Source organism: Rhizobacter sp. (assembly GCF_031412075.1).
GTDB lineage: Bacteria > Pseudomonadota > Gammaproteobacteria > Burkholderiales > Burkholderiaceae_C > Rhizobacter.
In genome coordinates this window covers 1-9,130 of the sequence record NZ_JANOCG010000442.1, presented here as the reverse complement: position 1 = coordinate 9,130, position 9,130 = coordinate 1, and the positions used below count along the sequence as shown (strand labels likewise).

Annotated in this window: 6 protein-coding genes and 1 other RNA gene; all 7 read right to left on the bottom strand. The window is 66.2% G+C overall.

Translation table 11 applies throughout. The annotated features are described in order from the left end of the window. On the bottom strand, positions 1-1,698 hold a 1,698-nt coding region (locus RMO40_RS16775), incomplete at its 3' end, for a diguanylate cyclase domain-containing protein (protein ID WP_309723886.1). 79 nt (positions 1,699-1,777) lie between these two features. Continuing rightward, positions 1,778-2,905, bottom strand: coding sequence for a carbonic anhydrase family protein (locus tag RMO40_RS16770; protein ID WP_309723884.1), 1,128 nt, complete (start codon positions 2,903-2,905; stop codon positions 1,778-1,780). Positions 2,906-2,979: 74 nt separating this feature from the next. After that, positions 2,980-4,185, bottom strand: a complete 1,206-nt coding sequence (locus tag RMO40_RS16765; RefSeq protein ID WP_309723883.1) for a Bcr/CflA family efflux MFS transporter — start codon at positions 4,183-4,185, stop codon at positions 2,980-2,982. Positions 4,186-4,241: 56 nt separating this feature from the next. After that, positions 4,242-6,776, bottom strand: a complete 2,535-nt coding sequence (locus RMO40_RS16760; protein WP_309723879.1) for an EAL domain-containing protein — start codon at positions 6,774-6,776, stop codon at positions 4,242-4,244. Positions 6,777-6,972: 196 nt separating this feature from the next. Next, positions 6,973-7,315, bottom strand: an RNA gene (gene rnpB, locus RMO40_RS16755) — RNase P RNA component class A. Positions 7,316-7,330: 15 nt separating this feature from the next. After that, positions 7,331-8,053, bottom strand: a complete 723-nt coding sequence (locus tag RMO40_RS16750) for an NYN domain-containing protein (RefSeq protein ID WP_309723876.1) — start codon at positions 8,051-8,053, stop codon at positions 7,331-7,333. An 88-nt stretch (positions 8,054-8,141) separates the two neighbouring features. Then, a partial coding sequence (gene pyrC, locus RMO40_RS16745) for a dihydroorotase (RefSeq protein WP_309723874.1) occupies positions 8,142-9,130 on the bottom strand: 989 nt, incomplete at its 5' end.

Below are 9,130 nucleotides of genomic sequence, written 5' to 3'. Positions count from 1 at the left end.
CTCTTCCAGGATCACCACGAACTCGTCACCGGCCAGGCGGGCCACGGTGTCGGTCTCGCGCACGCAGCCCAGCAGCCGCTGGCCAAACAGCCGCAGCACGTCGTCGCCCGCCGCGTGGCCCAGGGTGTCGTTGATGAGCTTGAACTTGTCGACGTCGAGAAACAGCAAGGCGAGCGGCTTGCCGCTGCGGCGGTTGCGCGCCAGGGCATCGTTGAGCCGTTCGTTGAAGCACAGGCGGTTGGGCAGCCCGGTGAGCGAGTCGGTGCGCGCCATCAGCATGAGCTGCTCTTCGGCGGCTTTCATCGCGGTGATGTCGATCACCAGCGCATAGATGCCTGCCACCGTGCCGTCGTCCGCCACGTCGGGCAGGTAGGTGGTGTGGGTGTGGCGCTTCACGCCCAAGGGCGTGCTGAGCATGTCGAACTCGATGCGCTCGCCGGCCAGCGCGCGCGCCAGCAAGGGCTTGCGGGGCGCGTAGATCTCGGCGCCGAGCGTCTCTTCGACGGTGCAACCCACGATGGCTTGCGGCTCCCTGCCAAACCAGGTCTTGTAGGTGCCGTTGCAGAACTCATAACGTTCGTGCTTGTTGATGTAGGCGATCAGCACCGGCAGGTTGTCGGTGATGGTGCGCAGGCGTTGCTCGCTGCCGGCGAGCGCTGCGGTGCGCTGCGTCACGCGTGCTTCGAGCGTGGTGTTGAGTTCGCGCAGGTGCGCCGCGTCTTCGGCCTGGCGCTGTGCGTAGCGCGTCAAGGCCTCGCCCAGCAGCTCGGCTTCGCGGTAAAGCGGGCTGCGGCCCGACGAGGTGGTGGCGCCGGTGTCGAGCCGCGCCGTCAACTCACGCAGAGGCGCCGCCAGCCGGTGCGCCAGCAGCCACAAGAGCGGCGCCAGCAACAGGCACAACACACCGGCGGCCAGCAAGGCGCGCTGCTGCAGCACCCGGAACTGCGCCATCGCCACGGCCTGCGGCTGGCGCAGCACCACGTTCCAGCCGAGCCCTGCGTAACGGCCCGCGCCACGGGTCTTCGACTCCACCACGAGCTGGCCCGCCTGTGCAGGCAGCTTCTTGCCTTGCAGCGCCGGCGAGCCGAGCAGCACGGTGCCGTCGGCACCCAGCACCAAGGCTTCGGCGTGGTGTTGTTCGATCACCTGGTCGACCAGCTCGCGCTTGATCTGCGCCGCCCAGGCCCAGCTCAGGTGCACGCCGAGCACGCCGTTCGGCTCGCCGCGGCTGTTGTAGACGGGGGTGGCAATGTCGACGAAGCGCCAGGGCTCCGACTGTTTGGGCAACAGCTTCTCCAGCAACACCGCGCTGTGCACATCACCCACAAAGCCGGCGTGCTGCGCCCCGGTGAACCACGGCCGCGCCGCCACGTTGGCGCCGTGCAGCAGGCCATCCACCGAGGCGACGACCACGCCCTGCGCGTCGGTGAGGCCGATCCAGGTGAACTGCGGGAAGCTCGAGCGCACCTGCTCGAGCGTGCGGCGCACGGCCGGCATGTCGCCGTTGCGCGCCACCTGGTCGAGCTGAGCGATCACGCTCACTTCTTCATAGTGCTGGGCCATGCCACGGTCGAGCGCGTCTCGCAGCGCGTCGGCGTTGGTTTGCAGATAGCGTGTGGCCTGCTGGCGGGCCTCGTCGCGAACGAAGCTGTCGATCACCAGGGTGGTGGTGAGCACCGCGGCGATGATGGCGCCCATGGCGCCCAGAAACAGCCAGGTCGCAAGCGTAGGCCGAGCCGAGCGATTCCGAAACAGCGAGATCAACCCGGGTCGCAAGTCAGTTCGATCCCTTGATCAAGCGCCCGCTGGCTGATTGGATCGGCCGCGCATTCATCGGGTACAGCCGCGAGAAGATGCCGATCTGCTCGGGCGAGATCGACACCGGCGTCTGCATCACCATCCACAACACGCCTTCGCTGCACGGCGGCGTGGTGAGCGAGCCCATGTAGGTGAAGTAGCCACGCTCGGCGGGCAGCAGGCCGTTGAGGTCGATCTGCGCCTTCGCGGCGAGCTCCTCGCCTTTTTCGAGCGGCAGGTTGTTCCACACCATTTGCACGATGGGCTGCACGCTGCCGCGGTCGAGCAGCACGGCCACCACGGCGAGCTTGCCTTCGAGGTCCTTGTGCACCAGGTGGGCCACCATGTCGAACTGGCGGCCGTTGATGCGCTCCTCCGACGGGCGATGGAAGTGAAACTGCACCAGCTCGAAACGCCGGCCCATCACCTCGATGCTGTTGCCCGGCGCCAGGTTCACCTGCACCGTGTGGCCGTTGTCGATGACACGGAAGTTGCTCGGCTTGTAATCGAACTGCACCGGGTCGAGCTGCACCGCGATGCCATCGCGGATGTCGATCGGGCTTTGCCGCTTGCCGCGCGAACAGGCGGCGAATTCAGGTTTCATCTGGCCCCAATGCTCCGGCCCGCCTTCACCCTGGTAGGCCCAGTGCCCTGCATGCGCGGGGCGCTTGGGCGCAGCCGGCGGTTTGGCCGCCTCAGTGCGGCGCGGTTCGCTCCAGTGGATGCCTGGCTCGGGCGGCACACCCGGCGACACCGCCGTCGTACCACCCACCTGCACTGCGCCGGTGGCTGCCATGGGGCGAGCCACCACGCGCAGCACGGCGGGGTCGTTGCTCTCGACCGTCTTGCCGGCGCCGAGCTTTTGGGCCAGGCGCTCGCGCAGCTTGTCCATCGAGTCTTCTGACGCAGCGCCGAGCGGCGGCTTGACGGCCGGCTTCTTGGCCAGCTTGCCGAGCTTGCCTTCGGCATCGGGCTCGACGTCGCGGTTCAACGCCGGTTTGCCGGGTGAGGTCTTGATGACCATGTCGGCGGCACGCAGCAGCGGGGCCGCGGCCAACAGGCCCAGGCCGAGAAGCGCAGCCAGCAGTGGGCGCAGCACGATTCGCATGATGAAAAGATCTCCGGCACCGGCCCCAGAAGCGGGGGCGTCTGTGCCAGATATCGGCCGAAGCGCAGCGCTCTTTAGGTGACCCGGGGCTTGACCCAGACCCAGGCCACGATGCCGATGCTCATCATCGCCAGCGAGGTGGCCGCCAGCGCCACCGTGGAATGCATCACCAGCGGCGCGATCACCCCGGCCACCACGCCGTTGGCCATGCTGCCGATGAAGGCCTGGAAGCTCGACGCCATGCCGCGCCGCTCGGGCACCAGGTCAAGCACCATCAGCGTGACCACCGGCACCATCAGCGCCCAGCCGAAGGCAAAGATGGCAATCGGGAACAAGGCCCACGCCGCGGTGGGTTTGAACAGCAGGTTGAGCGCCAGGTTGAGCAGAGACACCGCCAGCATGATCACGAAGCCGTTGCGGATCTGGTGCTTGGGCTTCATCTTCCCCGCGAGTCGGCCCGAGAACCAGGCGCCGCCCATGATGCCGGCGATGGTGAGCGTGAAGAACCAGAAAAACTGGCCGGGGCTCAAACCCAGGTGATCACCGAGGAACACCGGCGCCGACAGCACATAGAGGAACATGCCGTTGAACGGAATGCCGCTGGCCAGCGCGAGCAGCAGAAAGCGCGGGCTGGAGCCGAGCGCCCAATAGCCGTTCATCAGGTTGCGCACGTTGAAGGGCTGCTTCTGATCGTGGTGCAGCGTCTCGGGCAGCAGCTTGTAGTTGGCGATCCACAGCGCGGCTCCCACGGCCGTGAGAAACCAGAAGATCGAATGCCAGTCGGCGTGCACGAACAAGAAGCCACCCACCATCGGCGCGATGGCGGGTGCCACGCCGAAGTAGATGGTGACCTGCGACATCACACGCTGCGCATCGGCCGGCGGGAACATGTCGCGGATGACCGCGCGAGACACCACGATGCCAGCCCCGGCCGACATGCCCTGCACCGCGCGCCAGAACACCAGCGCACCGATGCTGTCGGCCAGCGCACAGCCGGCCGAGGCCACGGTGAACAGCGCAATGCCCCACAGCACCACCGGGCGGCGCCCGAAGCTGTCGGACAGCGCACCGTGGAACAGATTCATGATCGCAAAGCCGAACAGATACGCCGACAGCGTCTGCTGCATCTCGACCGGCGTGGCGCCAATCGACTGCGCAATGCCGGTGAAGGCCGGCAGGTAGGTGTCGATCGAAAACGGGCCCAGCATGCCCAGGCACGCCAGCAAAAAAGCCAGGGCCCAGCGGGGGGCTCGCCAGAGGGTGTGAGCGTCGGGGTTCATGGGAGCGGGCGAGTGTAGCGGCGCAGGCTGCACCGCCCCGTGCTCGCACAGCGACCTCAGACCGGTGCGTCGGGCTTGAGCAAGTGGCGCTCCACCTGGGCCGCAGGCACGGGCGGGCTGAAGAGGTAGCCCTGGTAGAACTCGCAGCGGTGCTCGGCCAGGAAGGCCAGCTGACCGGCATGCTCCACACACTCGGCCACCACGTCGATCTGCAGGCTGTGCGCCAGCGCGATGATGGCGCGTGTGATGGCCCCGTCGTCGGAGTCGGTGTCGACCTCGCGCACAAACGAGCCATCGATCTTCAGCGTGTCGATGGGAAAGCGTTTCAGGTAGCTCAGGCTGGAGTAGCCGGTGCCGAAATCGTCGATCGAGATCGATACCCCCATCTGCTTGAGCTGGCGCAGCGTTTCGGTCACCGAGTCGGCATCGATCATCAGCGCGCCTTCCGTGATCTCCAGCTCGATCCGGTCGGCCGGAACACCGTGAGCAGCCAGCGCGCGCGCGAGTGTGCCGATCAGCGTGGGGTGCGCAAACTGGCGCGGCGAGATGTTGACCGCCAGGCGCGGCACCGCGTACCCGGCGTCGAGCCAGCTGCGCAGCTGGCGGCAGGCATCGTTCAACACCCAGTCCCCGATCTGCACGATCAGGCCGGTCTCTTCGGCCAGCGGGATGAACTTCAGCGGCGGCACCAGGCCGCGCTCGGGGTGACGCCAGCGCAGCAGCACCTCCATGCTCGACATCACATTGTTGGCCACCGACACGATCGGCTGGAAGTACAGCTCGAACTCGCCACGCGCCAGACCCTGGCGCAGCGCCACGCCCAAGGCATGGCGCTCGGCGGCCACGACGTTCATGTTCGCTTCGAAAAACTGGCAGTTGTTGCGACCGCGGTCTTTGGCGTGGTACATCGCGATGTCGCTGTTCTTGAGCAGCGTGTCCACGTCGCGCCCGTCGCTGGGAAAGATCGCGATGCCAATGCTGGCACTCACGTGCAGCTCCTTGCCGAGAATCTGGAACGGGGCCGAACAGGCCCGCAGCAGGTCTTGCGCGAGCACGTCGGCGCTTTGCGCGTCGCGCAGGAACGGCAGCAACACGATGAACTCATCGCCCCCCTGGCGCGCCACGGTGTCTTCATCACGCACGCAGCGGCGCAGGCGCTGGGTGACTTCAATCAAGAGCTGGTCGCCGATGTCGTGGCCGAGCGAGTCGTTGATGGTCTTGAAATCATCCAGGTCGATGAACAACACCGCGGCCATCTCGTGGTTGCGGCGGTCATGCGCCAGCGCCTGCTCGATCCGGTCTCGCAGCAACGCGCGGTTGGGCAAGCCGGTCAGCGCATCGTGCGTGGCCATCTTGATCATCCGGTGCTCGGCCTCTTTTCGCTCGGTGATGTCGATGCAGATCGAGATGTAGCGCTCGATGGCGCCAGCCGCGTCTCGCAAGGGGACGATGGAACTGTCGAGCCAGTACAGCTCGCCGTTCTTGCGCCGGTTGCAGATCTCGCCACGCCAGGTGTCACCCCGCGTGATGGTCGCCCACAGGGTGGGGAAAAACTCCTTCTGGTGCGTGCCCGAACTGACCACGCGATGGTCCTGCCCGATCAGTTCGCCGGCGGGGTAGCCGCTGACCTCGCAGAAGGTGTCGTTCACCTCGACGATGCGACCCGAGGCGTCACTCACCGACACCAGGGCCTGCGCATTGATGGCCTGCAGGTAGGTGGTGAGCTCGGAGAATGCGCGCTCCACGTCGTTTTTGGCGGCCAGCAGCGCGTGCGCGTGGCTGGCTTTTGCTTCGGAGTCACTCAGCTGCCGTGCGGCCCGCGCCAGGCTGCGTTGTTGGCGAATGAGTCGAACACTGAACCAACCCATGGCTGTGAAGCTGCACAACAAGATGACAACGATCAGCGCGCTCGTCTCCCGAATCTGCGTCTGCGCAATGAATTCCACCTTGTCGAGCGGGATCGTCACCGACAGTGCGCCCATCAACTGGTGCTGGGCCCACTGTTTACCCGGCTGGGTGCCGGCTTCGATACGGCGCGCCGCAATCTCGGGGCGTTTTTCGTAGGCGTTGTGGCAGGCCACGCAGTTGAGCTGCGATGCGGGGTCGGCGCGAAGGTAGCGCAACACACGCTCGCCCTTCAGCGTCTCGACGCGGTACACGGGTTTCCAGCGAATGGGGGCGCTCGGCGAGACACCGTCTTGCTGTTCCAGCTGAGGCCAGGCCCATTGCAGGAACGAGTCCCCCAGGCCTTGCTCGGCGTCGAGGTTCCATTTGCTCACGGGTCGGTACTGATACAAGTCCTTGTCGCGCTCTGACGAAGCCACACCGACCAGCTTCAGAAACTGCGCCGGAATGGGCACAAAGCCGGGCATGCCCGCAGAGTTCTCGTGCAGCCCGAAGCCGTCGCGCCCCAGCTTCTCGCCAATCTGGCTGGCATACACGGAGCGCGCTGTGCTGGCCTGCGTGGCCACCACTTCGGCAACGGTGAGGGCCTGGGTTTCGATGGTGCTGCGTACCGCGCCCGCGACCACGAAGTAGGCCACCGCGGCCGCCAACGAAAAAGCCGCGAGCATGCCCAACACCGCGGGCATGGAAGACGACGCCGGGGAAGCCTCAGGCCTCACGCGCGCGACCGCCCCGCCGGGGAAATGAATCTCCCGGCAACGGAGGAAATCTGCCATGCCATAGAACCTCCGGTTGGGAATGCCTGAACAGCAGGCACTACAACATCGTCATCGGACGAAAGGCACACGAACTTGATACGCCGGAGCGCCAAATTCGGGAAAAGTGTGAAGCAAGCCGATAGGCCGGATTCTGTGCATTCGTCGCTCCCGAAAGAGTCCCGAACGTGACCGCCATTCCTCTGGGCCGTGCATCACTGCCCGGCTCGGTGCCACCTACCCGCCAGCTCCGCGGAGCCACATCAACGCTGGCCTATTTGGTGTTGCTGCGCGTAGAGATTGCCCGTTTCATTCACCGCACGCCCTTGCGGACGCCGTGATTCGTTTCTGTTGCTCTGATCCTCACCTCACGGTGGACAGCCGTTAGCTGCTACGCCGCCCTGTGCAGTCCGGACCTTCCTCCAGTGCTTCCTTTCGGAAATTGCACCAGCGGCGGTCTGGCTTGCTTCACAGGGCGGATTGTCTCACCGCGCGCGGTACTGGACCTTGTTGGGCTGGCGCTCGGGAGTCAGGGCAAAGAAGTCGAGGTACTTCTTGAAGAGCTTGGTCGACGGTGCGTTCTTGGTCAGCAAGCCATCGGCACGCAGCCGCTCGGCGGCAATGCGCAGCTCGAGTTTTTCTCCGCCGCGCAGTTCGGGGATGGCGGCGAGGATGCGCTGCACGTCGTCGGGCAATGCAGGCGCTGCTGGCTTGGGCGCAGGCGCGGCCACCTTGCGCGCCGGCGCAGCGCGCTTGCGCGGCGCACTCGGTGCGGGCTCGGACTTTTTCTGGTGCAGCAGGTCGGCAAAGGCATCGTAGACCGGCTTGGAGTCGTCTCCCGTCTTGCCCAGTTGGCCGATGCCTTCGACATGGCAGCCCTTCTCGCGCAGGCGGATCACGAGCGGCGCGAAATCGGAGTCCGACGAGACGATCACCGCCACGTCGGGCCGCTCGGCCACGGCGAGGTCCATCGCATCGACGGCGAGCGCAATGTCGTTGGCGTTCTTGCCACTCGACAGGTTGACGATGGGGCGAATGGAATGCGCCTTGAAGAGCTTCTGGTGCGTGACCGCCGACTCGGCCGTGCAGTAAGCCCGCCGCACATGGATGGCACCGTGTTCGGCCATCACCTTGCCAATGGCCTGTTCGATCACACCGGCCGACACGTTGTCGGCGTCGATCAGCAGCATCACGCGCTTTTGTGTCATGACAACCCTCCGGTCGTTGAGTACATCGACCGACCCCCCAAGGGGGTGCGGCCTGGCTTGGGAGCGGCCCGGTGCTCAGTCCGCTTGGTCATGTGAGTTTCCAGGCCAGGGTTTCGCCACCGCGCAGCGGCTTGAGTTCGGCATCGCCGAAGGGCAGCGTCTCGGGCAAGGCCCAAGGCTCTTTGCGCAAGGTCACCGTACCACTGTTGCGCGGCAAACCGTAAAACACCGGGCCGTGGAAGCTCGCAAAAGCTTCGAGCTTGTCGAGTGCGCCTGCGGCCTCGAAAGCTTCGGCATACAGCTCCAGCGCGCTGAGCGCGGTGTAGCAGCCGGCGCAACCGGTGGCGTGCTCCTTCAGGTGAGCGGCATGCGGTGCGCTGTCGGTGCCGAGGAAAAAACGGTCGCTGCCCGACGCGACCGCGGCCACCAGGGCAAGGCGGTGCTCTTCGCGCTTGAGCACCGGCAGACAGTAGTAGTGCGGGCGCACGCCGCCGAGAAAGAGGGCGTTGCGGTTGTAGAGCAGGTGGTGCGCCGTGACGGTGGCGGCAGTGTGCTTGCCGGCCTCGGCCACGTACTGCGCGGCTTCGCGGGTGGTGATGTGCTCGAAGACGATCTTCAGCTCGGGGAAGTCACGGCGCAGCGGGATCAGCTGCGTGTCGATGAACACCTTCTCGCGGTCGAAGAGGTCGATGTCGGCGCTGGTGACTTCCCCATGCACCAGCAGCAGCAGGCCTTCGCGCTGCATCGCTTCCAGCGTCTTGTAGGTGAGGCGGATGTCGGTGACGCCGGCCTCGCTGTGGGTGGTGGCGCCGGCCGGGTAGAGCTTGACGGCGCGCACGCCGGCCGGCGCCGCGCGCGCGATCTCTTCGGGCGGGAGCCGGTCGGTCAGGTAAAGCGACATCAGCGGCTCGAAGCGCGTGCCGGCGGGCACCGCGGCCAGGATGCGCTCTCGGTACCTCATCGCCTGCTGCGCGGTGGTCACCGGCGGACGCAGGTTCGGCATGATCAGCGCGCGGCCGAACTGGCGTGCCGAATGGGGCACCACGGCCGCGAGCGCGGCGCCGTCGCGTACATGCA

Excerpts from the sequence above, each read along its gene's own strand:
- RMO40_RS16770 (WP_309723884.1), bottom strand. The coding sequence starts at position 2,905 with ATGCGAATCGTGCTGCGCCCACTGCTGGCTGCGCTTCTCGGCCTGGGC.
- RMO40_RS16760 (WP_309723879.1), bottom strand. The coding sequence starts at position 6,776 with ATGCCCGCGGTGTTGGGCATGCTCGCGGCTTTTTCGTTGGCGGCCGCG.
- RMO40_RS16750 (WP_309723876.1), bottom strand. The coding sequence starts at position 8,053 with ATGACACAAAAGCGCGTGATGCTGCTGATCGACGCCGACAACGTGTCG.
- RMO40_RS16765 (WP_309723883.1), bottom strand. The coding sequence starts at position 4,185 with ATGAACCCCGACGCTCACACCCTCTGGCGAGCCCCCCGCTGGGCCCTG.